Annotated in this window: 22 protein-coding genes; 11 read left to right on the forward strand and 11 right to left on the reverse strand. The window is 62.2% G+C overall.

Annotated features, from left to right (window positions below; all coding sequences use genetic code 11):
- Positions 1-37: 37 nt before the first annotated feature.
- The gene (locus tag NMA58_RS28190) at positions 38-1150 is read left to right on the forward strand and encodes an acyltransferase family protein (protein WP_434714864.1); all 1113 of its coding nucleotides are present in this window, start codon (positions 38-40) and stop codon (positions 1148-1150) included.
- Positions 1151-1182: 32 nt separating this feature from the next.
- Here the strand turns inward: NMA58_RS28190 and NMA58_RS28195 are convergent, their stop codons facing one another.
- Positions 1183-2472, reverse strand: coding sequence for a cytochrome-c peroxidase (locus NMA58_RS28195; RefSeq protein WP_434714866.1), 1290 nt, complete (start codon positions 2470-2472; stop codon positions 1183-1185).
- Positions 2473-2667: 195 nt separating this feature from the next.
- On the opposite strand from NMA58_RS28195, the gene NMA58_RS28200 reads away from it, so the two are divergent.
- Positions 2668-4212 carry an acid phosphatase gene (locus tag NMA58_RS28200; RefSeq protein WP_434714868.1) on the forward strand — a complete coding sequence of 515 codons (1545 nt, stop codon included), beginning with the start codon at positions 2668-2670 and terminating at the stop codon, positions 4210-4212.
- 103 nt (positions 4213-4315) lie between these two features.
- Here the strand turns inward: NMA58_RS28200 and NMA58_RS28205 are convergent, their stop codons facing one another.
- Positions 4316-5074: an IclR family transcriptional regulator gene (locus NMA58_RS28205; RefSeq protein WP_434714870.1), complete on the reverse strand. Its 759-nt coding sequence runs from the start codon at positions 5072-5074 to the stop codon at positions 4316-4318.
- A 130-nt stretch (positions 5075-5204) separates the two neighbouring features.
- Here NMA58_RS28205 and NMA58_RS28210 point away from each other — a divergent pair, with 130 nt between their 5' ends.
- The 3 genes from NMA58_RS28210 to pcaF are packed head-to-tail and all read left to right on the forward strand — an operon-like array spanning position 5205 to position 7814.
- Complete coding sequence (locus NMA58_RS28210; RefSeq protein WP_434714872.1) at positions 5205-5912, forward strand: 3-oxoacid CoA-transferase subunit A; 708 nt, start codon at positions 5205-5207, stop codon at positions 5910-5912.
- Complete coding sequence (locus NMA58_RS28215) at positions 5909-6598, forward strand: 3-oxoacid CoA-transferase subunit B (protein WP_434714874.1); 690 nt, start codon at positions 5909-5911, stop codon at positions 6596-6598. Before NMA58_RS28210 ends, NMA58_RS28215 begins: the two co-directional genes overlap by 4 nt.
- A 10-nt stretch (positions 6599-6608) precedes the next feature.
- Positions 6609-7814 (forward strand): 3-oxoadipyl-CoA thiolase, encoded by a 1206-nt coding sequence (gene pcaF / locus NMA58_RS28220; RefSeq protein ID WP_434714876.1) that lies wholly within the window; start codon positions 6609-6611, stop codon positions 7812-7814.
- A 158-nt stretch (positions 7815-7972) separates the two neighbouring features.
- On the opposite strand, the gene NMA58_RS28225 is transcribed toward pcaF, so the two are convergent.
- Positions 7973-8908, reverse strand: coding sequence for a transglutaminase domain-containing protein (locus NMA58_RS28225; protein ID WP_434714878.1), 936 nt, complete (start codon positions 8906-8908; stop codon positions 7973-7975).
- A 259-nt stretch (positions 8909-9167) separates the two neighbouring features.
- Here NMA58_RS28225 and NMA58_RS28230 point away from each other — a divergent pair, with 259 nt between their 5' ends.
- The 5 genes from NMA58_RS28230 (at position 9168) to NMA58_RS28250 (ending at position 15425) form a co-directional block, all read left to right on the forward strand.
- Complete coding sequence (locus tag NMA58_RS28230; RefSeq protein ID WP_434714879.1) at positions 9168-9650, forward strand: GNAT family N-acetyltransferase; 483 nt, start codon at positions 9168-9170, stop codon at positions 9648-9650.
- Between the two features lie 134 nt (positions 9651-9784).
- Positions 9785-10999 (forward strand): MFS transporter, encoded by a 1215-nt coding sequence (locus NMA58_RS28235; protein ID WP_434714881.1) that lies wholly within the window; start codon positions 9785-9787, stop codon positions 10997-10999.
- Positions 11000-11327: 328 nt separating this feature from the next.
- The gene (locus NMA58_RS28240) at positions 11328-12122 is read left to right on the forward strand and encodes an SDR family NAD(P)-dependent oxidoreductase (protein WP_434714883.1); all 795 of its coding nucleotides are present in this window, start codon (positions 11328-11330) and stop codon (positions 12120-12122) included.
- 102 nt (positions 12123-12224) lie between these two features.
- On the forward strand, positions 12225-14381 hold the full coding sequence (glgX, locus tag NMA58_RS28245) for a glycogen debranching protein GlgX (RefSeq protein ID WP_434714885.1): 2157 nt from the start codon (positions 12225-12227) through the stop codon (positions 14379-14381).
- A gap of 15 nt (positions 14382-14396) precedes the next feature.
- Positions 14397-15425, forward strand: a complete 1029-nt coding sequence (locus NMA58_RS28250) for a DNA topoisomerase IB (RefSeq protein WP_434714887.1) — start codon at positions 14397-14399, stop codon at positions 15423-15425.
- Here NMA58_RS28250 and NMA58_RS28255 read toward each other — a convergent pair.
- The 3 genes from NMA58_RS28255 to NMA58_RS28265 all read right to left on the reverse strand — a co-directional run bounded on the left by NMA58_RS28255 (position 15408) and on the right by NMA58_RS28265 (position 16853).
- On the reverse strand, positions 15408-16133 hold the full coding sequence (locus NMA58_RS28255) for a glutathione S-transferase (protein ID WP_434714889.1): 726 nt from the start codon (positions 16131-16133) through the stop codon (positions 15408-15410). The genes NMA58_RS28250 and NMA58_RS28255 overlap by 18 nt on opposite strands.
- A 2-nt stretch (positions 16134-16135) precedes the next feature.
- On the reverse strand, positions 16136-16426 hold the full coding sequence (locus NMA58_RS28260; protein WP_430959198.1) for a DUF3175 domain-containing protein: 291 nt from the start codon (positions 16424-16426) through the stop codon (positions 16136-16138).
- 112 nt (positions 16427-16538) lie between these two features.
- Positions 16539-16853: a plasmid stabilization protein gene (locus NMA58_RS28265; RefSeq protein WP_302749270.1), complete on the reverse strand. Its 315-nt coding sequence runs from the start codon at positions 16851-16853 to the stop codon at positions 16539-16541.
- 177 nt (positions 16854-17030) lie between these two features.
- On the opposite strand from NMA58_RS28265, the gene NMA58_RS28270 reads away from it, so the two are divergent.
- The gene (locus NMA58_RS28270; RefSeq protein WP_430959197.1) at positions 17031-17420 is read left to right on the forward strand and encodes a hypothetical protein; all 390 of its coding nucleotides are present in this window, start codon (positions 17031-17033) and stop codon (positions 17418-17420) included.
- Here NMA58_RS28270 and NMA58_RS28275 read toward each other — a convergent pair.
- The 5 genes from NMA58_RS28275 to NMA58_RS28295 form a co-directional block, all read right to left on the reverse strand.
- The gene (locus tag NMA58_RS28275; RefSeq protein WP_434714892.1) at positions 17417-20152 is read right to left on the reverse strand and encodes a response regulator; all 2736 of its coding nucleotides are present in this window, start codon (positions 20150-20152) and stop codon (positions 17417-17419) included. The genes NMA58_RS28270 and NMA58_RS28275 overlap by 4 nt on opposite strands.
- Positions 20153-20359: 207 nt before the next feature.
- On the reverse strand, positions 20360-21031 hold the full coding sequence (locus tag NMA58_RS28280) for a type II toxin-antitoxin system VapC family toxin (RefSeq protein ID WP_434714420.1): 672 nt from the start codon (positions 21029-21031) through the stop codon (positions 20360-20362).
- Positions 21032-21067: 36 nt separating this feature from the next.
- Positions 21068-21847, reverse strand: a complete 780-nt coding sequence (locus tag NMA58_RS28285) for a sulfite exporter TauE/SafE family protein (protein WP_434714422.1) — start codon at positions 21845-21847, stop codon at positions 21068-21070.
- Positions 21848-21911: 64 nt separating this feature from the next.
- Positions 21912-22790 carry an MBL fold metallo-hydrolase gene (locus tag NMA58_RS28290; RefSeq protein ID WP_434714423.1) on the reverse strand — a complete coding sequence of 293 codons (879 nt, stop codon included), beginning with the start codon at positions 22788-22790 and terminating at the stop codon, positions 21912-21914.
- On the reverse strand, positions 22783-24282 hold the full coding sequence (locus tag NMA58_RS28295; protein WP_434714424.1) for an aminotransferase class V-fold PLP-dependent enzyme: 1500 nt from the start codon (positions 24280-24282) through the stop codon (positions 22783-22785). Before NMA58_RS28295 ends, NMA58_RS28290 begins: the two co-directional genes overlap by 8 nt.
- Positions 24283-24363: the final 81 nt, after the last annotated feature.

The following is a 24363-nucleotide window of genomic DNA, read 5'->3' on the forward strand; positions in this document are numbered from 1 at the left end:
CGGCCTTCGGCCGCAAGCGCATGGGATAATCGACAAGATGACCGATCTCGACCGCGATTATCCGTTACATCAGCTTCACCGGGCAGATGTTTCGACAAGTGGCCGCAGCCGCTACTATACGCTCGATGCCATGCGCGGCTTTGCCGCCATTTGTGTTGTCGCCACGCACTTCCAGGAGAGATACGCGCCATCGGCTTATCTGGCGGTCGACTTTTTCTTCGTTCTCAGCGGCTTCATTATCGCCGACATTTACGGACGAAGGCTGTCGCGCGGCCTGCCATTTCAGTCATTCATGAAGGCCCGCATCAAACGCCTGTATCCGCTTTATCTGATCGGGATCTTGGTTGGCCTCGTGCAGATCATTCTGTTGACGAGCTGGGGACTGCGAGCCCAAAGCGCGGTCGATCTGCTGGTGTCGAGCGCAACCAACACCTTCGTTTTGCCGAGCCCGATGTATTTCCTTCAAGCGCATCCGATGCAAGGGATGTTTCCGATCAACGGCCCGGCCTGGTCGATGTTCTGGGAGTTGCTGGTCAATATCGTCTTCGCACTGTGGCTCTTCCGGCTCTCCGTCCGCGCCCTCTGCGCCGTTGCGCTCGTCTCGGCGGCATTCTTGGTTTTTGTCAGTCTGAAGTACGGCATGTTGAATATCGGCTGGGAGTGGCCTTCCGCAGTGGGTGGACTGCCGAGGGTGATGTTCTCATTTACCGCAGGTGTCGTTATCAGCCGTCTCTTCAACGACGCACCGGCCTGGAGGAGGGGCTGGGTCGCAATAGCTCCGTGCCTGCTTTTGCTGATCTGCATTGCAGCTCCGGTTCCGCTCGTACTGCGGCCCTACTATGATCTGATCTTCGCGATCACCCTGGCGCCGCTCATCGTAACACTCGGCCTGTTGCTGGAGATGCCCGCCCAGGCAGAGGGCCTGGCAACCTGGATCGGATTCATCTCCTATCCCGTCTACATCCTGCACCGAGGTATAATCGGCGTCTTCAAGCCATTTGCTGCCTCGATGGGTCTGAACGGCCCCCTCGCGTTTCTGGTGCTTCTCGGTGCGGTGGTCTGCTTCGCCTATGCGACCGCACGTCTCCTAGACAAGGCCACGGCCATACGGGTGCGTCAAACCGTACAGCTCGATGACATGCAGCCCTGACTGGGCTTCGCACGGCCCATCCAGCGATTGTTTCAATCCCCGCTCGGCTCTGGCAGCAGATCCGCATCCGTCAGCGTCCCGAGGAAGGCGACGATGTCGTCGATTTCGGGATCGGTCAGCGCCGGCGCGTCGCCGGGCTTCCGGCCGAAGGGCGGGTCCTGGTTGAGATTGTCCGAATAGGCCTGCGGCAGGTCGTCATAGCGGCGGATCGTGCCGTCGGCATTTTGCGCATACCAGCGGCCGGGGTCGCTGTCGCGGGTGGCATAGAAGGAGACCACGTCGCGCAGCGTGTGGAAATAGCCGTTGTGGAAGAAGCTCTTCTTCAGCGCGACATTGCGCAGCGTCGGCGTGCGGAAGAGGCCGCAATAGTCCTTGTGGCTGGCGAGATCGGTCCGCTGAGGGCCGCAGAGGCCGAGGTCATGATAGGTCGGATCGCCATTGGCCGGGATCGCCATGTTGCGCGGCGCGCCGAGCGCGAGGAAGCCGAAATCGGAAAAGAGCGGCGGCTCGCCGTCATTGGCGGGTTCGCTGAGGTGACAGCTCGAACAATTGCCCTTGGCCGGGTCCTCGAACAGCTGCCGGCCGTGCAGTTCCTGCGCAGTCAGCGTCGCCTTGCCGGCGAGAAAGGCGTCGTAGCGGCTGGAATAGGGGTAGAAATCCGGGCCGCTCTGCTCGAAGGTGGCGAGCGCCTCGGCGGCGGCGTCGAATGTGTCTTGCGGATTGTCGAATACGGTCTCGCCGAAGACCGCTTTGACGTCGGCGGCATAGGACGCCTTGCGCAGTTTGGCGGCGACGTCGGCCGCATCCGTGTTGCCCATCTCGAAGGGTGAGAGCAGCGGGATCTTCGCCTGGTCGGCGCCATGATCGACCCGGCCGTCCCAGGTCAGGCCGCCGGTCGGGCCGTTGTCGACGCTCTCGTCGCCCTCGTCCTCGGACTCGTAATAATGCTCGGTGAAGGCGGGCACCGCCTGCAGGTAGCGCAGCGTCGGGACGGCGCGCAGGCCCGGCCGGTCCATATTGGCGCCGCCCATCTCGACCGGCGCTGCCGAGGCCGGGCCGAAGGCGTGGGCTGGATCATGGCAGGAGGCGCAGGCCTGCAGCCCCGAGGCCGAGAGCGAGGGATCGAAAAACATCTTGCGGCCGAGCGCGGTCAGCCATTCGGCCCGGGCGAAGGCCTCGGCGCGCGACATTGGGCCGGGATGGATGCCGGCAGCCGCCGCCGCGCTGCTTTGCCGCAGCGGCATAATGGCGAGAGAGAGCATTGCAGCGCCGATTCCGGCCGCCAGGCCGGGCCGCGCAAGCCAGGACATCGTTTTAGCCATGCTAGGGATTCCAGTGGCTTAGAGGTAAGGTCCAGCATAATCGAGCCTCGGTGCAACAAATTGATGACGGCTCGTGTCCGGTCGCCGCGCTGTAACCTTGCTGTCACAAAGTTGATAGACGGCGGGAATAGCGTCAGCTCGCCCCCGAGCGGCCTCCGCTCCCTCTAGCCAACGCCCCAGCCATGAGGTACCTCCGTGAAAAGCCTGAAACGCCTCGCCTCGCTTTGCCTCGCCGGATCGGCCATCGTGCCGCTCACTATCGCGGCATCCGCCCATGCCGCGCCCGCCGGTTACGACAAGATCGGCAATATTGTCGTCATCTATGCCGAAAACCGCAGCTTCGATAATCTCTATGGCGGCTTTCCCGGCGCCAACGGCCTTGCCAATGTCGGCGCCGGTCAGGACCGCCAGCTCGACCGCGACGGCAAGCCGCTCGCCGAACTGCCGCCGGCCTGGGGCGGCCTGACCGCCAAAGGCGTGACGCCTGCGATCACCGAGGCGCAGTCAGCCCATCTTGCCAATGCCAGCTTTGCGATCGACGATCCCAAGGGGTTTGCACAGGCGCCGACGATCGTCACCCGCGATCTCTGGCACCGCTTCTATCAGGAGCAGATGCAGATCGACGGCGGCAAGAACGACAAGTTCGTCGCCTGGGCCGATTCGGGCAGCCTGGTAATGGGTCACTACGACGGCTCGATCCTGCCGATGTGGCAGGTCGCGAAAAAGTACGTGCTTGCCGACAATTTCTTCCAGGGCGCTTTCGGCGGCTCCTTCCTCAACCATTTCGCGCTGGTCTGCGCCTGCGCGCCCTTTTATCCCGATGCCGACAAGAGCCCGGCAAAGCCTGTCATCGCCAAGGTCGATGCCGACGGCACCTCGCTTGTTGTCGCCGACAACGCGCCGCAATCGGCGCTGCAGGGGGCGCCGAAATTCGTCTCCGACGGCACGCTGACCCCAGACTTCTACGCCGTCAACACCATGCAGCCGCCCTATCAGCCGAGCGCCAATCCGCCGGCCAAGGACGGCGATCCGGCCTATGCCGATCCCAATGCGGCGACGACTTTGCCGCCGCAGCATGAGACCACCATCGGCGATCTCCTGTCGCAGAAGGGCGTCAGCTGGGCCTGGTATGGCGGCGCCTGGCAGGCGGCGCTCGACGGCAAAAACGCCACACCGGTGCCGAACTTCCAGTTCCACCACCAGCCCTTCAATTATTTCGCCAATTTCGCCCCCGGCACGCCTGATCGCGCCGAACATCTGAAGGATGGCGGTCTTGCCGGCGAGGCCTTCCTCAAGGATGTCGACGCTGGCAAGCTGCCGGCGGTTTCCTTCTACAAGCCGCAGGGCAATCTCAACGAACATGGTGGTTATGCCGATGTATCAAGCGGCGACCAGCATCTTGCCGATGTCGTCGCCCATCTCGAGAAGAGCCCGCAATGGGGCCATATGCTCGTCATCGTCACCTATGACGAGAATGGCGGCTTCTGGGATCACGTCGCGCCGCCGAAGGCCGACCGCTGGGGTCCGGGCAACCGCGTCCCGGCCGTGATCATTTCGCCCTTCGCCAAGGCCGGCACGGTCGATCATACCCAGTACGACACGACCTCGATAATCCGGCTGATCACGACGCGTTACGACCTGCCGGTGCTGCCCGGCATCGCCGCCCGCGACAAGGCGCTCAGCGACAATGGCGAGCCGCCGATGGGCGATCTCACAGCCGCGCTCGATCTGACGCATTGATTGATCGCGACCGGCCCCGGTTTCCATCGGAGCCGGTCCATCTCTTTCTTTTTCGCATTCCGGACGCAAAACCGCTGCGCACTTTTGCTGGAACTGCTTATCGTCACCGGCGCAGCAGCGGTCGCAACGCCGCCTGCGTTTCCTTCAGAAGCGGCAGATAGCGCTCCTTCATCTCGGCGGCCGGGACAAGGGCGGCCGGCGCGCCGATATTGATCGCCGCGACAGTTTCGCCGCGATCGTTTTCAACAGGCACGGCGATTGAGCAGAGGCCGATCTCCAGCTCCTGGTCGATGATGGCGTAGCCTTGGGCGCGCACCCGGCGGAATTCGGCGATGAGCTCGTGCGGGTCGGTGCGGGTCTTGGCCGTGTTCTGCTTCAGCTCGCTGCGGGCAAGGATGGCGTGCGCCTCGTTTTCGGAAAGGGCGGCGAGCAGCACCCGGCCCATCGAGGCGCAATAGGCCGGCAGGCGGCTGCCGGGGGTCAGATTGATCGACATGACCCGGCGCTGCGCGGCGCGGGCGATATAGACGATCTCGGTGCCGTCGAGCACCGAGGCCGAGGCGCTCTGGCCGGACTTTTCCGAGAGAAGATCGAGATGCGGCTGCAGGAGCGCCGGCAGCGGCGTTGCGGCGAGATAGGCATGGCCGAGCCGCAGGATCTTCGGCGTCAGCGTGAAGAACTTGCCGTCATAATCGGCATAGCCGAGATCGGCGAGCGTCAGTAGCGAACGCCGCACCGTGGCGCGGTCGAGCCCGGTCAGCTTCGCGGCTTCGGCGATCGACAGCCGCTGCCGCGTTTCGCCGAAGACCTCGATGACTTTCAGGCCGCGGGCAAAGCCGCTGACGAAATCGGTTTCACGCATGGGTTCGATTCTCCTCTCAACAGTGAGTATGTGCGATATATGAACAAATGTCAAATAACGCACAGAATGCCTTGCCGTTGCTCCTGCTGCGTTTTATTTCTGATGACAAGGAAAGGCTGAGGAGATCCCCATGGACAAAACAGTCGCGAGCACGGCGACGGCCGTCTCCGAGATCGGCGACGGCGCCACCGTCATGATCGGCGGTTTCGGCGGCTCCGGCGCGCCGATCGAGCTGATTCATGCCCTGATCGACAAGGGCCCGAAAAACTTGACCGTGATCAACAACAATGCCGGCAACGGCCGCATCGGCATCGCCGCGATGATTGACGCCGGCCTGGTCCGGAAAATGATCTGCTCGTTTCCGCGCTCCTCGGATCCGCGCGCCTTCACCGAAAAATATCTGGCCGGCGAAATCGAGCTCGAACTGGTGCCGCAGGGCACGCTCGCCGAGCGCATCCGCGCCGGCGGCTCCGGCATTCCGGCCTTTTATACGCCGACCGGCTACGGCACCGAACTCGCGGAAGGCAAGGTCATCGCCGAATTCGACGGCCGCCATTATGTGCAGGAGCGCTGGCTGAAAGCCGATTTTGCCATCGTCAAGGCGGCGGTCGGCGATGTCCACGGCAACCTCACCTACAACAAGGCCGGCCGCAATTTTAATCCGCTGATGTGCATGGCGGCCGCCACGACGATCGCCCAGGTCTCCTCGATCGTGCCGGCCGGCGGCATCGATCCCGAGCATGTCGTCACCCCCGGCATCTTCGTCGACCGTCTCGTCGCCGTCCCCCATCCGCAGCAGGAAGAAGAGCTCATCCGAGCCGGAGTGGTCTACGTATGACCGTCGATATCAGGGACGACATCAAACTTTCCAATGCGCAGATCGCCTGGCGCGCGGCGCAGGACATTGCTGACGGCGCCTATGTCAATCTCGGCATCGGCTTTCCCGAAATGGTCGCCCGCTATCAGCCGCCCGGCCGTCAGGCGATCTTCCACACCGAAAACGGCATCCTCAATTTTGGCGAACCGCCAGAGGAAGGCGAGGAAGACTGGGATCTGATCAACGCCGGCAAGAAGGCGGTGACGCTGAAGCCGGGTGCGGCCTTCTTCCACCATGCCGACAGCTTCGCCATGGTGCGCGGCGGCCATCTCGACGTCGCGATCCTCGGCGCCTATCAGGTCGCGGAGAATGGCGATCTCGCCAATTGGCGGGTCGGCAGCAAGGGCGTGCCGGCCGTCGGCGGCGCCATGGACCTGGTGCATGGCGCCAAGCAGGTCTGCGTCATCACCGAGCACGTCACCAAGACGGGCGAGCCGAAGCTGGTGGAGAAATGCAGCTTCCCGCTGACCGGCGTCGCCTGCATCACCCGCGTCTATACCAGCCACGCCGTCATCGACATCCTCGACGGGCGCTTCGTCCTGCGCGAGAAGCTCGCCGCCATGTCGCTGGAAGAACTGCAGGCGATGACCGGGGCGCGACTGCATGTCGACCGCCCGGTGGCCGATCTCGTCGTTCCGAAACTCTGAAGGGAAAGCCATGACCGAAGCCTTCATCTGCGACTATATCAGGACGCCGATCGGCCGCTTCGCCGGCGCGCTTTCCCAGGTGCGGGCCGACGATCTCGGCGCCATCCCGCTGAAGGCGCTGATGGCGCGCAACGGCGCCGTCGACTGGGAAGCCGTCGACGACGTGATCTTCGGCTGCGCCAATCAGGCGGGCGAGGACAACCGCAACGTCGCCCGCATGTCGGCGCTGCTCGCCGGCCTGCCCGTCGCTGTCCCGGGCACGACGATCAACCGGCTCTGCGGCTCCGGCATGGATGCAGTGATGACGGCGGCGCGCGCCATCCGCGCCGGCGAGGCGGAACTGATGCTCGCCGGTGGCGTCGAAAGCATGTCGCGCGCGCCCTTTGTCATGCCGAAGGCCGAGACGGCTTTTTCTCGGGCAGCCGAAATTCACGACACGACGATCGGCTGGCGCTTTATCAACCCGCTGATGAAGAAGCAGTATGGCGTCGATTCCATGCCGGAGACGGGCGAGAACGTCGCCGGGGACTATCAGGTCAGCCGCGTGGATCAGGACGCCTTCGCGCTACGCAGCCAGGCGAAGGCGGCGGCAGCGCAGGCGAGCGGACGGCTGGCGAAGGAGATCGTCCCGGTCACCATTCCCCAGCGCAAGGGTGAGCCCATCGTCGTCGACAAGGACGAGCATCCGCGCGCGACGACGATCGAGGCTCTGGCGAAGCTCGCCACCCCTTTCAAAAAGGAAGGTGGCACGGTAACGGCGGGCAATGCCTCCGGCGTCAATGACGGGGCGGCAGCGCTGATCGTCGCCTCGGAAGCGGCGGTGCGAAAATACGGTCTGACGCCGGTCGCCCGCATCCTCGGCGGTGCTGCCGCCGCGGTTCCGCCGCGGGTCATGGGCATCGGGCCGATCCCGGCCTCGCGCAAGCTGATGGCGCGGCTCGGCATGACACAGGAACAGTTCGACGTGATCGAACTCAACGAGGCCTTTGCCAGCCAGGGACTGGCGGTGCTGCGCGAACTCGGCATCGCCGATGACGACCAGCGGGTGAACCGCAATGGCGGCGCGATTGCGCTCGGCCATCCCTTGGGCATGTCGGGCGCCCGCATCACCGGCACGGCCGCCCTGGAACTTGCCGAAACCGGCGGCCGCTATGCGGTGTCGACCATGTGCATCGGTGTCGGGCAGGGGATCGCGATCGCGCTCGAAAGGGTCTGAGCGCAAAACCGACGCTTGATATCGAGAGGCGCCGCATCTCCATATGAAGGTGCTCCGTTGCCGCGAAGTCCTATCATGAGAGATGGATTCCGGTTGCGCGCCGATGGGTCCTGGGCAGTGGGAAAGCAGGTCCTTTCGGTCTGAAAGTATAGGTAATCTTACTCGAACACGCTTTCCTGACGCCGTCGCAATGAGTTGAAGACCGTTTGCGGGAGCCGTAGTTTAGGATTCTCGGAAAAACGCCGGCTCAACGCATCGAAATCTGCATCTGCATTGGCCGTAATCAAAGCGACCTCGTCAAAGAAATCCAGTTCTGAATGCGAAAGCGTCGAATTTATCGTGGGTTGTGCTCCCCAAACGTCCCAAGGCAGGACTTCGCGACCGTTGAGAGTGGCGAGATCTCTGATCAGGTTACCGGCGATGAACCACAGACCACGAAGCTGCTCAAACTCGATGCCGAACAGATTTGGATCGAGTTCTCCGCTGCGGCATCTGCGCCACGCCTCGGAAGCGGTCAGGAATTGGGCGCGCGGAACGTCAGTGATGTCGAAGCCAATTCCGAGATTGCGGATGAAAACTTCGTCGAGCTGGCTGTCCAGCAGGGCCCAGCGCCCATCAGCCGCTTTCCAGTACTCACATACCCAATGATCCTCGAACTTGCCCGGATTGAAGTAGGTGGCGAAGCCTCCGCGACCACGGGCGGGAATTCCGTGCTGCCGAAGAATTGCGACGGACAGCAACATGTAATGGCGGCAGATTCCGACCAGACGCTTCTCGGGCGACCGGGCGACGGAGAGCGGACGGTCGTCGAGGACCAGCAACGCATCAAGCATTTTTTCCATCGGCCGGATGTGGCTTTCGCCGCGGCGCGCTTCGGGAACCCTGTAACCATAGAATGGTTCTGCGGCGTGCTCGTAGATCAGTAAGGCCTGCGCCGTGCGGGCAACGCCGGCCGGATCGGACGGCAGTAAGTCGAGGAGCGCAGAATGGCGGCCGGGCGCGCTAAAGGCAGAATGCCTTGTGTAATGTTCATGCTTGCGACGCTGCGCGCTGTCATCGCCCGCGCAAAGGGCAGAAAGAGTCTTGGTATTCATGATTAACCTCGTGCGGGTGGACTGCCAGTACGCCTGTTCTGCCATGGGATCTAAAGGGGTGTTTGATCCTGGTTGCTGACATTTGCGCGCTCTTCGCCCTCCGCTCTGTTCATCAGGCCGCACCGCCGGCATAATGGCACTGAGCTTGTGCAGACCGGGCGCTGTCGGCAGGGTCCTTCGTAACCCGCACTTTATAACTGCCGCGATCTGAGCGCTCGCGGAACGTTGCGTGCCGCGATCTACTTCGATAGAAAACGTCATGCTGATCCGACCCGCAAACAACGACGACCGCAGCGCAATCTGGCGGATCATCGGCCCGACGATCCGCGCCGGTGAGACCTATGCGCTCGACCGCGATCTCTCCGAAGCCGATGCGCTCGCCTACTGGATGGGAGCGGACCGCGAGACCTTCGTGGCGGAAGAGGACGGCGTCATCCTCGGCACTTACTACATCAAGGCCAATCAGGCGGGCGGCGGGCGCCACGTCTGCAATTGCGGCTACATGACCGATGCCGCCGCGAGCGGCCGCGGCGTCGCCCGCCGCATGCACGAACATTCGCTCGAGCATGCCCGGTCACGGGGCTTTCGGGCCATGCAGTTCAATTTCGTCGTCAGCAGCAATCGCCGCGCTGTCGCGCTGTGGCAATCCCTCGGCTTCGAAATCGTCGGCCGGCTGCCCGGCGTCTTCCTGCATCCAACCGAGAGTTATGTTGACGCCTTGGTGATGTTCCGCACGCTCTAAACGGCCGGTGGAAAAAAGATGTGACGGCGCTGTCGAAATCGCGGTGCTTCGAACGTCTTTAATCGCAAGGCGCGGAAAGTGGCCGACCGGCTGCACGCGTCGCGATCACTCTGTCGGCATGGAGGTATGAAGCCATGAGTGTTTCCTATCGTTGGGTCATCGTCGCCGTCGGCGCCCTGATGTCGTGCGTCGCCATCGGCGCAATGTTCTCGCTGGCGATTTTCCAGGAGCCGATCGCCACCGCCACCGGCTGGTCGCATGTCGGGATCGCCAGCGCCATGACGCTGAATTTCCTCGTCATGGGTTTCGGCGGTTTCCTCTGGGGTGCGGCGAGCGACCGTTTCGGCCCTCGCATCGTCGTGCTGGTCGGGTCCGTGCTGCTCGGCCTGGCCTTGGTGCTCGCCAGCCGCGCCGTAACACTCATCGAATTCCAGCTGACCTACGGCATCCTGGTCGGACTGGCCGCCAGCGCCTTCTTCGCCCCGATGATCGCGGCGACCACCGCCTGGTTCGACGTGAACCGCGGGCTTGCCGTGTCGCTGGTCTCCGCCGGCATGGGGGTGGCGCCGATGACGATTTCGCCCTTCGCCCGCTGGCTGATCTCGGCCTATGAATGGCGCCCTGCCATGTTGATCATCGGCATTGCCACCTGGGTGCTGCTGGTGCCGGCCGCCCTGCTGGTCAGGCGTCCGCCTGCCGAAGCCGTCGATGCCGGCACCGAATTTGCCGCGGCGGGAGCCCGGCCACAGCTCTCGAAAGTCTTCCGGTCACCGCAATTCATCGTGCTCGGCCTCACCTTCTTTGCCTGCTGTGCGGCCCATTCCGGCCCGATCTTCCACATGGTGAATTATGCGACGATCTGCGGCGTCGCACCGATGGCGGCCGTCAGCATCTACAGTGTCGAAGGCCTGGCGGGCCTCGGCGGTCGGCTGCTCTATGGCAGTCTCGCCGACAGGATCGGCGTGAAGCCGGTCCTGGTCGCCGGCCTCCTGGTGCAGGCGGCCGCACTCGCGACCTATCTCCTGGTCAGCCAGTTGACGGAGTTCTATGCGCTCGCCATCGTCTTCGGCAGCGCCTATGGCGGCGTGATGCCGCTCTATGCGGTGCTGGCGCGGGAATATTTCGGCCAGCGCATCATCGGTACCGTCCTCGGAGCGGCGACGATGCTCTCCAGCCTCGGCATGGCCTTCGGGCCTCTGATCGGCGGCTGGATCTTCGATACCTTCGCCAATTATTCCTGGCTGTTCATCGGCTCCGCGATGGTCGGGCTCGGGGCTGCGGCGATCGCGCTCGCATTTCCGCCTCTTGGGCGCCGCGAACAGGAGGCGGTCTTGGGCGTGTCTTCTTGAGGGTGGAGATCGGCGAGGTCCGCCCCTCATCCGCCTGCCGGCACCGACCGGGGTCGAGCCACGGGTCTCGACCCGTCCTTCGGACCCCCGCACGCGGGGCGAAGGGATCATGCCGCAGTCTCTCCATTCTCCTCTGACCTCTCGCGTGGCACGTCCCCTCGCCCCAGAGGGTTAGGGGCAGCCAGGCCGTCCGAACCCACTAGCCATGTCATCACCCACGACCCAAATCTCCCACTTTCGTGCATTGCCCTTCGCCGATTTCGGCTGATAGACTTCCCCCGTCTGTTTCATCACCTATGTCCTTGGTTTTTCGGGAGGCTTCTTGGCCATGACAGAACTTGCTCAATTGCTCGCATTCATCAGACTGCCGGATCTCGCCGGCAAGGCCGTACTGATCACCGGCGCCTCGACCGGCATCGGCGCAGCACTTGCCCGCGCCTTTGCGGCCCAGGGTTCGAAGGTCGGGGTGCATTATAATGCTAGCCGGGAACCGGCGGAAAAGCTCGCCGAAGAAATCCGGGCTGCAGGCGGCACCGTGCATCTGATCCAGGGCGACGTGTCGAGGGAGGGGGAGACGGAGCGTGTCGTCGAGGAGACGGCGAAGACCTTCGGCCATCTCGACGGGCTCATCAATAATGCCGGCGGCATGCTGGGGCGTAAGCCGACTTCCGAATATACAGACGCCCATTATGCCGCGGTGATGGACCTCAATGCCCGCTCGGTGCTGGCGGCGACGCGCGCGGCCCATCCCTGGCTGAAGAAACAGGGCGGCTTCATCATCAACACCACATCGATCGCCGCCCGCAACGGCGGCGGCAATGGCGCGGTCCTCTACGCCGCCTCCAAGGGCTTCGTCTCGACCATCACGCGCGGCCATGCCAAGGAGTTCGTCGCCGACAGGATCCGCGTCAACGCGGTGGCGCCAGGTGTGATCGCCACGCCCTTCCACGAGCGTTATACCAATGACGAACAGATGGAGCTGCAGCGCAGATCGATCCCGATGGGCTTCGTCGGCACATCTGAGGATTGCGTCGGAACCTATCTCTTCCTCGCTTCGCCGACGCTCTCGGGCTACATCACCGGCCAGGTCATCGAGGTCAACGGCGGCCAGCTGATGCCGTAGACGCCTCGATCGGCAAACGACAGCGTCCGCTTTCCCCGGGGCTACGGAACTTTCGAACCACCTTCACGTTTCCCGCTTGGTCTTTTCATCAGGCGGGGCGCCATGAGCTTTTCATTTTCGGAACTCGACTTCCTCAAGCCGGAGCTGGGGGCGGAGTATACGGGTTCCGGCACTCATTTCGCCGTCTTCTCGTCGCATGCGGAACAGATCGAGCTCTGCCTGTTTTCCCCCGACGGAAAGGATGAGATTGCCCGGCTGCCCCTGCCCAAACGCGAGGGCGACATCTGGTCGGGCTATATCGCCGGTATCGAACCGGGCACCGTCTACGGCTATCGCGCCCATGGCCCCTATGATCCGGGCGCCGGCCATCGCTTCAATCCGAACAAGCTGCTGCTCGATCCCTATGCCAAGCAGGTGACGGGCGAGCTGCAATGGCATGATGCGCTGTTCGGCTATCGGATCGGTGAGGACGATCTGACCTTCGACGACCGCGACAGTGCGCCCTTCATGGTCAAGGGCGTCGTGCAGGATCCTGATTTCGACTGGGCGGGGGAAGAGGCGATCCGCCGGCCCTGGACCGATACCATCATCTACGAAGCGCACGTGCGCGGCCTGACGATGACGCATCCGAAAGTGCCCGACCGGCTGCGCGGGACCTTTCTCGGCATGTGCAGCGATCCGATCATCGATCATCTCGTCAAACTCGGCATTTCGGCGATCGAGCTGCTGCCGATCCAGTATTTCCTCGACGACCGCTATCTTATTGAAAAGAAGCTAAGGAACTATTGGGGCTATCAGACGCTCGGCTTCTTCGCGCCACAGGCGCGCTACCTGTCGAGTGACAAGATCACCGAGATCAAGACCATGGTGAAGAGGTTCCATGCGGCCGGGATCGAGGTCATCATGGACGTGGTCTACAATCATACGGCCGAAGGCAGCGAGAAAGGGCCGACGCTGTCCTTCCGCGGGCTCGACAATGCGAGCTATTACATCCTCTCTCCCGACGATCCCCGCCATACCTTCGATACGACGGGAACCGGCAACACGCTGAATGTCGCCAATCCGATGGTGATGCGCATGGTGCTCGACAGCCTGCGCTATTGGGTCGGCGTCATGCATATCGACGGTTTCCGTTTCGATCTTGCCAGCACACTCGGGCGACAGGATCTGGAATTCGACCGGCAGGGGCTGTTCTTCGGCGCCATTCGCCAGGATCCGATCCTTGCCGGCGTCAAGCTGATCGCCGAACCTTGGGATATCGGCGCGGGCGGGTATCAGGTCGGCGGTTTCCCGCACCCCTTCCGTGAGTGGAACGACAAGTTCCGCGACGACGTCCGCCGTTTCTGGAAGGGCGACGGCGGCATGGTTTCGGAGCTGGCGGCGCGCATCACCGGTTCGGCGCCGCAATTCAACCATTCCGATCGGGGCGCGACCTCCTCGATCAATCTTCTGTCGGCTCATGACGGCTTCACGCTGATGGATACGGTTTCCTTCGACGGCAAGCACAACGAGGCGAACGGCGAAGATAACAGGGACGGGCATTCGGATAATCATTCCGACAATATGGGCTTCGAGGGCGCCACCGATGATGCCGATATTAACGCGGCACGCGCACGCCGCCGCCGCAACATGATGGCGACGCTGATGCTTTCGCAGGGCGTGCCGATGATCCTGGCCGGCGACGAGCTCGGCAATAGCCAAGGCGGCAACAACAATGCTTATTGCCAGGATAATGAGATCGGCTGGACGAGTTGGGACGGGCTCGACGATCCCTTCCTCGATTTCTGCAGGCAGGCCGTCGCGTTCCGCAAGGCCCATCCCGTCCTGCGCCAGGAGCGGTTCCTGACCGGTGAGACCACCGAGGACGGGCGCATCGAGATCGCCTGGTACAAGCCGGACGGTAATTTCATGGACGATGCGGCCTGGAACGACGATGGATTGCAGGTCCTTGGCGTGTACTTCTCGAAGAGCGTGCACGCACTCGATACAGAGAAGATGGATGACCTCTTCCTCGTCTTCAACGCCGGCGGTGATTGCGAAGTTCATCTGCCCATCGTGAACGGACTGAAACAGTGGTCACGGGTTCTCGACACAGGGGCTGAGACCGGTGCTTTCGACGTACACGACGAGGTCAATCCCGTCATGGTCTATACCCAGAGCGTGGCCGTCTTCGCGCCAACAGGCCAGACCCAACCGCCGGAAGGGGCGACCAAAGCCCAGCGGCGCCGGTGGTTTCAGCTCGGCCGCTGGGGCAAATAGCAGGTCGCCAACAGCATGAATGCCGAAACAATTACCGAACTTGGCCTGATCTATGTCAGCGATACCGAACCGGGCATCCGCAGGCGAAGGAAAGGCAAGGGCTTCAGCTATGTGATGCCTGACGGCACGACGCTTTCCGATGAATCACAGCGGGCGCGCATCGGCGCGCTCGGACTGCCGCCAGCCTACGAGAATGTCTGGATCTGTCTCTACGAGAACGGTCATCTGCAGGCGACCGGTATCGATGCGCGCGGGCGCAAACAATATCGCTATCACAAGGACTGGCAATCGTTCCGCAGCGCCGGAAAATTCTACCAACTGATCGAATTCGGCCGGGCGCTGCCGAAGATCCGCCGCACCGTCCTGCGGCATCTCGACACCGGTGCCGAGGATGTCAACGGCGTGCTGGCGGCTTTGACGACGCTGCTCGACGAGGCGCATCTGCGGGTCGGCAATCAGGCCTATGTCAGGGAGAACGGCACCTATGGCGCGACGACGCTCTTGAAGCGGCATCTGAAAATCGTCGACGGGCGGATCGAGCTCAAATTTCGGGCCAAGGGCGGCAAGCGCGTCCAGCGCAGTCTCAAGCATCCCAGGCTGCAGAAAATCCTGGAAGAGATTTCCGACCTTCCCGGCCGCCAGCTCTTCGTCTGGAAGGATGAAAGCGGCGTGCTGAAACCGGTCGACTCCGGCCGGCTGAATGCCTATTTGGCCGAAATATCGGGCATTCCGATCTCCGCCAAGACCTTCCGCACCTGGGCCGGATCGCTGGCGGCCTTCGGGGTCGCCCGCGAAAGGATCGGCGGCGGCGGACGGCCGACGGTGAAGGAAATGTCGGAGGCTGCGGCCGAGGCTCTGCACAATACGCCGGCGATCTCGCGCTCGAGCTATATCCATCCGGCAATCATCGCGCTGGCGGGCAATGATCATCCTTTGATCGAGGGCGGCAGCGAGCCGCTGCGGGGCTTGCGGGCCGAAGAAAACAGGCTGCTTGATTTCCTCATAGGCGAGGCCGAACTAAACTCTTCAGCTCCCGGCGTCTAGTTCCGGGTAGTGCCTGAAAATCCCTTCCTCGTTGAAGGCGAGGCGGCGAGGGGAGGCGAGATAACGGGCGATGTTCGGCCGCTTCGCCACCGCATCATGAAGGGCAAGGAGAGCGGGGTATTCGGCCTTGCTCTTCTTCATGGCCTTGGGAAAGGCATAGGTGAGGCCCTCGATCACCTGAAAAAGCGAGAGGTCGACATAGGTGACCGCATTGCCGACTATATGATCGGCGCCTTTCGGATTGCGCTTCAGAACGCGCTCGAAATAACCGAGGAATTTGGGAATGCGGTCGCGGATGAATGCGGCCGAACGGGCTTTGGCTTCCTGCTTCTGGTCTTCGTAATAAAGCGACAGGTCGATCGGATGGTGGGTATCGTGCACTTCGGCAACGAAATCGGTGATGGTGAGCTGCAGGCCGTTGGTGACGTAGCGAAGGCTTTCGTCCTCCGGCGCAAGGCCGAGCTTCGGCCCGACGTAAAACAGGATGTTGGCGACATGCGGGATAATGAGGTCGCCGTCCTTCAGGAAGGGCGGAGCGAAGGGGATGTGCGGCTCGCCTTCGCTCTTCATGATCTCGAGCATGGCGCCCGTTCCCCGGCCGGGCTGACGCGTGACGTCGACATAGTCGGCGCCGGCTTCCTCCAGCGCCAAGCGCACAAATTCACCGCGGCCTTGAATGCCGTCCCAATAATAAAGCTCATATGCCATGTTCAATGCCTCGGTTGACGACCGAAGTCTTTTCGCAGTTCGTCCTTGGCTTTTTCAAGGGTGCCGCGCCGCTTTTTCGACAGCTGCCCGCCAGCGCGGTTTATGTAGAAGGTCAGCATCGACATGGCAGCGCGAAACGGGCTCGACTTACGGCGATCGGTCTCCTCGGCGGAGTGCTTGATCGATCGGGCAATTTTCTTCGGATCGTCCGATTTGAACACGCCTTCCTTGAGATCCATCGCGTTGCTGTGCTCGGTAACGTCCTGCGACCATTTCTTCTTCGATTTGGCCATGGTGAAAATCCCTTTTGCCGGACGGGCTGCAGATAGCTGGCGCCTGCCGTCCTCTTCTCGATTGGTTGGAGCATGGTGCCGCCCGAGACCGCTCACACCCTTCGGCACATGTTTAGTGGTGGCTATGGTGCTCGTTGCGCTTGCGTGTCGCGGCCGCCTTCTTGGCGGAAGCGGAACGCTCCTCCTTCGAGCGTGCCGCAGATGCAGCGCCGCCGGCCCGGCCGCCTTTTTTGGAGGATTCATGCGTATCCTTCTTGCCGCGGCCGGACCCGGATTTGTTGCCGCCGCCGCTTTCCTTGTTGACGGTCGCCCAAGCGCGCCGTTCGGCCTCCTTCTCAGAGACGCCGCGCTCCTCGTAGCTCTCCTCGATGTGTTCGGCCTTGCGTTTCTGCTTGTCGGTATAGTCGGATTTGTCTCCTCGCGGCATCTTCGCCTCCTGTGGTTTGCAAAGCGCTCGAACGCGATTTGTAAGAGAATCCAACCGGTGGGGAGGGGAAAAGTTCCCTATAGGGTCATTGTCCCAGATTTCGGAACAAAAGCCGATTTTGTCGGGTTTTCGATGGGCAAGCCTACTTAAGCCCACATGCAGCAAGGAACCGAGAACATGGAAAAACACATCGTCAAAGCCGATGGAAACGGCACGATCGACGTGAACGGCCAGGTATCGCCGGTCACCTACACGGTAAGCTTCAAGGAAGGGAAGGGACATTCCTACGAGGTCGATATCCGCCTGATGGCGCCGCGCGACTGGCTGCTGCGGAGGGGCTTCAAGAGGGATGCCGTGCTTGTCAGCCAGAGCGGCGCCCGCATTCCCGTCTATCACAATGACGGTAGTCGTTACGACGGCGGCAGCCATCACGATGGCGACCATCATGACGACGGCCGCCTCGATCTTGGCGACACGATCTCGATCGAATTGACGGCGCGCGACGACAGCTGCACCAGCGAGGCCGACCTGATGCGCAAATATCCCGAGTTCGACGGTGCGGGTTAGGGCGGTTCAGCTTGGGAAAGCTGGGCGGCTCTCTTGACCGCCCGGTCGAGCGCAGCGCTGGTGTAGGGTTTCATCAGCAGCACCGAGCCGGAGAAGCGAGCGGCGTCGGGCGGGTCGCTGTCGCCCGTGGCGAAGACCAGGCCGACGGAGGGAAAGGCTTCCCGCGCCTTGGCGGCAAAGGCCGAGCCCGACATGCCGGGCAGGCCGACGTCGACGACGATCACGTTGATGAGCGTGTGGCCAAGGATATCAACGCCCTGTTCGCCGCTACCCGCCTCGATGACGTCGTAGCCGAGATCCTGCAGGATTTCGGCGGTATCCATCCGGATGAATGCATCGTCTTCCACGAGCAGCAGCTTCAGCTTTCCGGCCGTGCCGGGAACCTTTGGATTGGGTTGCTTTGCATTGGACACCGGCGCATTGGCCTCTGCCTGGTGGCGTTGCGGCCGGTTGGCGAGCACCTGGCGGATCTTGCGGGCGAGCTCCTCGCGCGTATAGGGCTTGGAGAGCAGCTCCAGACCTGGATCGAGCCTGCCGCCATGAACGATTGAGTTTTCCGTATAGCCCGAGGTGTAGAGCACGGCGATGTCGGGCAGGCGCTGTCGCGCCATGCGGGCAAGCTCCGGGCTGCGCAACGGACCGGGCATGACGACATCGGTAAAGAGCAGGTCGATGTGGGCACCGCTTTCGATGACGGTGAGGGCGCTTTGCGCATCCTTCGCCTTCAGCACGTAATAGCCGAGATCCGAGAGCATCTCGATGACGGTGGCGCGAACGCCCTCGTCATCTTCGGCGACGAGGATGGTTTCGGTCCCACCGGTTGCCGGAAGGTTGTCGGCCGCCGCGGCGCGATCCTCGCTGCGCAACGAACGGGCGAGATAGAGTTTGACGGTCGTACCCTCGCCGATCTCGCTATAGATCTTCACGTGACCGCCGGACTGCTTGACGAAACCGTAAACCATGGAGAGGCCGAGACCGGTGCCCTTGCCTTCCGGTTTTGTCGAAAAGAACGGCTCGAAGGCCTGCTCCATCACCTCTTGCGTCATCCCGGACCCTGTATCGGTGACGGCGAGCACGACATATTGGCCGGCCTTTACCTCGGGATGGGTGCGGCTGTAGGAATCATCGAGGAAGGCGTTGCCGACCTCGATCGTCAGCTTGCCGACACCATCCATTGCGTCGCGCGAGTTGATCGCGAGGTTGAGCAGGGCGTTCTCGATCTGAGCAGGATCGGCGAAGGTGTTCCAGAGGCCGCCGGAAACGATGGTCTCGACTTCAATTTCCTCGCCAAGCGCGCGACGCAGCATGTCGTCCATGCCGGTGACCAGGCGGCCGATATTGACGACCTTCGGCTCCAGCGGCTGGCGACGGCCGAAGGCGAGCAGCTGACTTGCCAGCCGCGAGCCGCGTTCGACGGCGGCCAGCGCATTCGCGATGCGCTCCTTTGCCCGGCCGTTCTCAGCCACGTCTTTGCCGAGAAGCTGCAGATTGCCGGAGATGACCTGCAGCAGATTATTGAAGTCATGGGCAACGCCGCCGGTGAGCTTGCCGATCGATTCCATCTTCTGCGACTGCCGGAGCGCCGCTTCGGCCTGCTGGCGATCGGCAATCTCGGCCGCGACCCGGACCTCGAGCATTTCATTGAGTTTGCGCAGCTGGTCTTCCATGTGGCGGCGCTGGTCGATTTCGATTTTGGCGGCGCGGAAGAGCCGAATATTGTCGATTGCCACGGCCGATTGGCCGGCGAGACTGATGAGGCTCGCCTCCGCTGCCTGGGAAAACCGGCCAGGCTCGCCGTGGCCGAAGAACAAACCGCCGATGACGCTGCCGTCGCGCGATTTCACCGGCACGGCAAGATAGCTCCTGACCGGCAGATGCCCCTCCGGCATGCCGGAATGCGGCAGATTCTGACCGTAGCGCGGGTCGAGCAGGATGTCGTCGGAGCGCACGATGCCTTCACCGCTGAAGGTCGGCTCAAAGACCTTCGTATTGCGTGGCATCGGGAATTTCTCGAAGTTCTTCCGGTCGACGCCGGAGAGGGCGTAAAGCATGTAGCTGCCGCCCTCGCCATCATCGACATTGTAGAAGAAGGCGCCGAATTCGGCGCCTGTCAGCGTCACACCCGCATCGACGACAATCTGAGTGAGGCGTTCGACATCGGGCTCGACGGTGATAGCGGCGCCCGCCTGGTTGACGATGGCAAGCGCCTCCGATTTGGCGCGCAGTTCTTCCAGCGCCAGCTTCTCGCCCCGCTTGGCCGCCACTTGGTCGGTGACGTCGAGGGTCGCGCAAAGGATGCCGGCGATGGCGCCGTCATCGTCGCGCAGCGGCGTATAGGAGAAGGTAAACCAGGTATCCTCGGTGCGGCCGTCCCGGCGCATCGGGATGAGCAGCTCCTTGAAGAGCTGCGGCCTGCCTTCAAGCGTGCTGGCGACGATCGGCGAGAACTGTTCCCAGATATCCGCCCAAACCTCGCGAAAGGGTCTTCCGAGTGCGCCAGGATGCCGGTCGGGGAAAACAGGCACGTAGGCATCATTGTAGAGAAAGGCGAGATCCGGACCCCAGGCGACGAATTTCGGCTGGCGCGAATTCAACACCATTTCGGCGATATGCTTGAGAGACGCAGGCCAGCTTTCGGCCGGTCCGAGACCGACGGCGTCAAAGGCCGGATGCCGCAACAATTCGCCGATTTTCCCGCCGCCTCTCGGCCAGCCGTTGCCGACGCTTCCCATTCAAAACCGCTTCCCTATCGCCACCGCGCCGGTGCGAGCGGCAGCGATTCAAAGTTCTACAGCATTTCTTGGGCGCCTGAAAAGATGCGCGGCGCCGTAAGGATTCAGCTCGTCCACCGTCAACATAGAGGCTTGCGATGGCGGGGAAAGGGTTCGGTTGAAATATGGTTGCCGCTCGGTATTCAGCGCGTTGTTATCGGGGCAAGTTCAGTGCTCGGTCTGCTGCTCGGCGACGACGCTCGCGAGCACCTCGTCGCTGCCGTTAGGGTAGATGGGAAGATCGAGCGTCACCGCCTCTTTCAACCCATCGCGCTCGATCGTGAAGAACTTCCGGATACGTCCTTCACCGTTCTGCTCGCCGGACGGTTTTGCCTCTTTTGTCGAAACAAGACTGTGCTCGAAGCCCGCGGCGTCGGTCCCGGCGAAGGCCATCGTGCAGCTCTCGACAGCCTTCTCGCCAACCATACTCCTTCCAACGACGAGGGCTTCGAAGGGTGCCGCGCTGCCCGCCCCGGTGATCCAGCCGTCGAATGCCACGGGCTCCGAAAGAGGAAGAATGCTCAACACCATGTCGGCAGCAAGCGCCGGCCATTTGTTTCGGTGGGCGAGGGCTGCCGCGCGATCATACTGCGGCCCGCGGTCCAGACAGCGATCGACGAAACGGTCGAACGAAGACAGAGCATCGTCCGCAAGAGCGTTGGTGAGAGGCACGAGCGCAATTGCTGCGGAAGCGAGCATAGTCTGAAGTCTTCGCATCGGCCTGATCCTCATCCCAACCAGTTTTGCTATCTCGACCGCGGCGACGGCGACGAGCACGAGGCCGGCCAAGCCGGCCATCGCGCGCGAGACAGAGGCAAGCAATTGCGGATGCCTTCTCATCAGATAGGAAATCCTGTTCCGGAAGACCACGGCGAGCTACCCGAGGAGGGTGCTCCACGCCATGGCGATGCCGAAGGTGAGGATGGCGCCCGCAAAAACACTGTTGAGCGCAGATTGATAAGGCCTAAGGCGGTGCACAAGTTTGCAGCCGAGGCCGGCGCCGAACGCGCCTCCCATTATGAAGACAGTGGCCAGCGGCCAGTCGACGAGACCTGAGATGGAATAGGTGGCAGCCGTAGTCGAACCGAACGCCACGATCGCGACTAAAGAGGTCGACACTGCATTGATCGTCGGCATTCCGGTGGAAAACACCAGGCCGGGGACGATCAGGAAGCCACCGCCTATTCCGAAAAAGCCGGAGATGACGCCGCTCCCACCACCGATCGCAAGAACCTTGGTGGTGTTCCGACGTTCGAAGATACAGGTATCTTCGCTGGCGACGCTTATTCGACGCAGCATCAAAATGGCGATGGCGATCATCAGCCCTGAGAAATACAAAAGCAGATGCTTCCCATCGAGCATCTTTCCGATCGATGCTCCGAGCAGCGCCCCGACGATCCCAGTCGCGCAGTAAAGTCCCGCATACCGCCATATCACCGTTCCGCGGCGCGCGTGCATGACCAGGCTGATCAACGCATTCGAAGCAACGGCAACGGCGCTGGTGGCAATGGCGGTATGGGCGTCGGTCAGCCCTACGGCATGAACAAGAAGCGGGACTGCAAGGATGGAGCCGCCACCGCCCAAAAGGGCGAGGGTGAAACCAACCAAGGCGCCGCTGAGGGTCCCCATGCCATATTGAAAAAGATCTAGCGCCATTTATCAGGATCCTGCTTGAGCACAGAACGTTTAGTCAGCGGGCGAGGTGCCGTAATCGGGTTGCTCAGGACCAGACGGAACCTTGAAAGGCACCCATCGGGAACTTGAGGTAGCGAAGGCCGTTCCCTTCGGGTTCCGGTAGCCGGCCGCCGTTGATGTTGACCTGCAGCGCGTGAAGTATGAGCTTCGGCATTGGCAGCGTCCGATCACGCGCCTCCCGAAGGTTGACGAACGCGTCGGCGCACGCACATTGCGCGACATGGATGTTTTCCGCCCTCTGACGTTCCACTGTGCTTTCCCAGAGCGGCTGCCGGCCGCCGGGCTGATAGTCGTGTCCCACAAAGAGGCGCGTATCGCCGGGTAACATCAGGATGTTCTGAATGCTCAACCAGAGTGACCTGGCGCTACCGCCTGGAAAATCAGCACGGGCAGTGCCGCTGTCAGGCATGAAGACCGTATCATGAACGAACGCGGCGTCGCCCGCCGTGTAGGTGATCGAGGCAAGGGTGTGGCCGGGCGAATACATGACGCCGACTTCGATGTTCCCAATAGAGAAGGTGTCTCCATCGAAGAAGAGCCGATCCCACTGGCTGCCGTCGACGCGCAATGCTGGCCAGTTGTAGATCTTCGACCAGATTTTCTGAACATCCGTGATGCGGCTCCCGATGGCCGTTGGCGCGCCGGTCAGCTCCTTCAGATAGGCGGCGGCCGAGAGGTGATCGGCATGCGGATGCGTGTCGAGGATCCAGTGCAGGCGCAGGTCCTGGTCCCGAATGTGGTTCAACAGCATTTCGGCGTTGTGGGTCGTCAGCGATCCCGACTTCTCATCGAAGTCAAGAACCGGATCGATGATCGCACAGGCCCTGGTTTGCGGATCGCTGACCACGTATTGGATCGAGGAGGTACGCGGGTCGAAGAACGCGGCGACATCAGGTCTACGCACAGACCGCCTCCCGCCGAAGGGACGCGACCGGCGAGAAGATCGCGCGCGCCGGATCGAAGGTGTAGAGCGAGACATACGACGATGCGTCCCGCGCGAGTTGCGCGACCGAATCCAGGATGAAGGCAACCGTTTCGTCCGATGCCAGGACGCTCAGATTGAGCCGCGTGAATCCGGGCTTCTCGATTTCGTTGCCAGCCAAGATCGCCTGCCGCATGCGTTCCGACGTCCGGGCGTCTATCGAAAGCAGCCGATGCACGTAGGGACCAGCGCAGGCGCAGCCGCCACGGGCCTGAATGCCAAACCGGTCGCTAAGCATGCGGGTGACCAATTGCTGGTGGATGTAGCCACCCTTGCCATCTCGCACGCGAAACGAAAAGATCGGCAAACGTGCGATCGAGGTGGGGCCAAGCAATTCGATCTCCGAAACGTCCTTCCACGCGGTGAAGGCGCGCCGCGTGCACTCGTCGTTCAGCCGCTTGATTGCATCAAGCCCGATCGCATCCTTGACCAGGAAGGCGAGCGCCGCACGGATGTCGCCGATGACGTTGGGTGTTCCCGCTTCCTCCCGAGACTCCAAGCTGTCGCTGTAATCGTGACTCGTGGGCGAAACGAATTTAACCGTGCCGCCACCGGGCCAGGATGGCTTGCTCGTTACTACCGCATCGTGCCGCACGACCAATATGCCGGAGGCCCCTGGGCCGCCCAGGAACTTGTGAGGAGACACGACGATTGCGTCGATTTCGGCGCCATGCTCGGGCGTCATCGCAATCGGCACGTATGGTCCGGCCCCCGCGTAGTCCCAGACGACTTTGGCGCCTGCAGCCTTTGCAATCTTCGTTAGCGCCGGGACGTCGGTCAGGATGCCGGTGACGTTCGATGCGGCAGAGAACGAGCAAATGGTCAAATCTGCGGGGGCGTTCTCAAGGACCTTCTGCAACATGACCGGATCGGGACCACCGTCGTTCCCCTCGACAATCTCGATGACCTCCGCTCCGCTCTCGCGCCAAGGCAGGATGTTCGAGTGGTGCTCATATGGGCCGAGGACGACGCGCACGCTTTTGCCGGCCGCGATCGCATGGGTGACGCCCAGCAGGTTCACCAGGCGGTTGAGGCCCGCCGTCGCGCCGGATCCGGCAAAGATGACGGCGTGCTGTCGATCGGCTCCGCAGAGCTCCCTAATGACTGAGCGTGCTTCCCGTCGAAGGCGGGTCATCATCCCTCCGCAGTAGGACGCCTCGGTATGGCTGTTCGCGTAGTAGGGCAGGATTTCTTCGAGGATGAATTCTTCAACCTGTCTGAGCGCGCGTCCCGAAGCCACATAGTCGGCATAGACGAGGTCCTTGGGGCCGAACGGGCCGTCGACCTTCGCCTTTGAGCCTATCAGCCCCGCCCTGAACCTGCCGATGGGGTCATCTCGGTTGAGATCACTCTTGAACTTGCCGAGAACAGTGGAGAGTTCTTTTGATGGATAGCGCGTAGCCAATTCGTGCATCGTCATTCTCCGCGAAGGATTTGACAACGATTCTAATCTGCATCACCGTTGAAGACTTCACCGATTTTTTGGACGAAGGGG

It is taken from the genome of Rhizobium sp. YTUHZ045 (genome assembly GCF_051124255.1).
GTDB lineage: Bacteria > Pseudomonadota > Alphaproteobacteria > Rhizobiales > Rhizobiaceae > Rhizobium.

Bases quoted from the DNA above. Each gene is read 5' to 3' on its own strand.
- NMA58_RS28190 (WP_434714864.1), top strand. From the start codon at position 38: ATGACCGATCTCGACCGCGATTATCCGTTACATCAGCTTCACCGGGCA.
- NMA58_RS28195 (WP_434714866.1), bottom strand. From the start codon at position 2,472: ATGGCTAAAACGATGTCCTGGCTTGCGCGGCCCGGCCTGGCGGCCGGA.
- NMA58_RS28205 (WP_434714870.1), bottom strand. From the start codon at position 5,074: ATGCGTGAAACCGATTTCGTCAGCGGCTTTGCCCGCGGCCTGAAAGTC.
- NMA58_RS28210 (WP_434714872.1), top strand. From the start codon at position 5,205: ATGGACAAAACAGTCGCGAGCACGGCGACGGCCGTCTCCGAGATCGGC.
- NMA58_RS28215 (WP_434714874.1), top strand. From the start codon at position 5,909: ATGACCGTCGATATCAGGGACGACATCAAACTTTCCAATGCGCAGATC.
- pcaF (WP_434714876.1), top strand. From the start codon at position 6,609: ATGACCGAAGCCTTCATCTGCGACTATATCAGGACGCCGATCGGCCGC.
- NMA58_RS28225 (WP_434714878.1), bottom strand. From the start codon at position 8,908: ATGAATACCAAGACTCTTTCTGCCCTTTGCGCGGGCGATGACAGCGCG.
- NMA58_RS28230 (WP_434714879.1), top strand. From the start codon at position 9,168: ATGCTGATCCGACCCGCAAACAACGACGACCGCAGCGCAATCTGGCGG.
- NMA58_RS28235 (WP_434714881.1), top strand. From the start codon at position 9,785: ATGAGTGTTTCCTATCGTTGGGTCATCGTCGCCGTCGGCGCCCTGATG.
- NMA58_RS28240 (WP_434714883.1), top strand. From the start codon at position 11,328: ATGACAGAACTTGCTCAATTGCTCGCATTCATCAGACTGCCGGATCTC.
- glgX (WP_434714885.1), top strand. From the start codon at position 12,225: ATGAGCTTTTCATTTTCGGAACTCGACTTCCTCAAGCCGGAGCTGGGG.
- NMA58_RS28250 (WP_434714887.1), top strand. From the start codon at position 14,397: ATGAATGCCGAAACAATTACCGAACTTGGCCTGATCTATGTCAGCGAT.
- NMA58_RS28255 (WP_434714889.1), bottom strand. From the start codon at position 16,133: ATGGCATATGAGCTTTATTATTGGGACGGCATTCAAGGCCGCGGTGAA.
- NMA58_RS28260 (WP_430959198.1), bottom strand. From the start codon at position 16,426: ATGGCCAAATCGAAGAAGAAATGGTCGCAGGACGTTACCGAGCACAGC.
- NMA58_RS28265 (WP_302749270.1), bottom strand. From the start codon at position 16,853: ATGCCGCGAGGAGACAAATCCGACTATACCGACAAGCAGAAACGCAAG.
- NMA58_RS28270 (WP_430959197.1), top strand. From the start codon at position 17,031: ATGGAAAAACACATCGTCAAAGCCGATGGAAACGGCACGATCGACGTG.
- NMA58_RS28275 (WP_434714892.1), bottom strand. From the start codon at position 20,152: ATGGGAAGCGTCGGCAACGGCTGGCCGAGAGGCGGCGGGAAAATCGGC.
- NMA58_RS28280 (WP_434714420.1), bottom strand. From the start codon at position 21,031: ATGAGAAGGCATCCGCAATTGCTTGCCTCTGTCTCGCGCGCGATGGCC.
- NMA58_RS28285 (WP_434714422.1), bottom strand. From the start codon at position 21,847: ATGGCGCTAGATCTTTTTCAATATGGCATGGGGACCCTCAGCGGCGCC.
- NMA58_RS28295 (WP_434714424.1), bottom strand. From the start codon at position 24,282: ATGCACGAATTGGCTACGCGCTATCCATCAAAAGAACTCTCCACTGTT.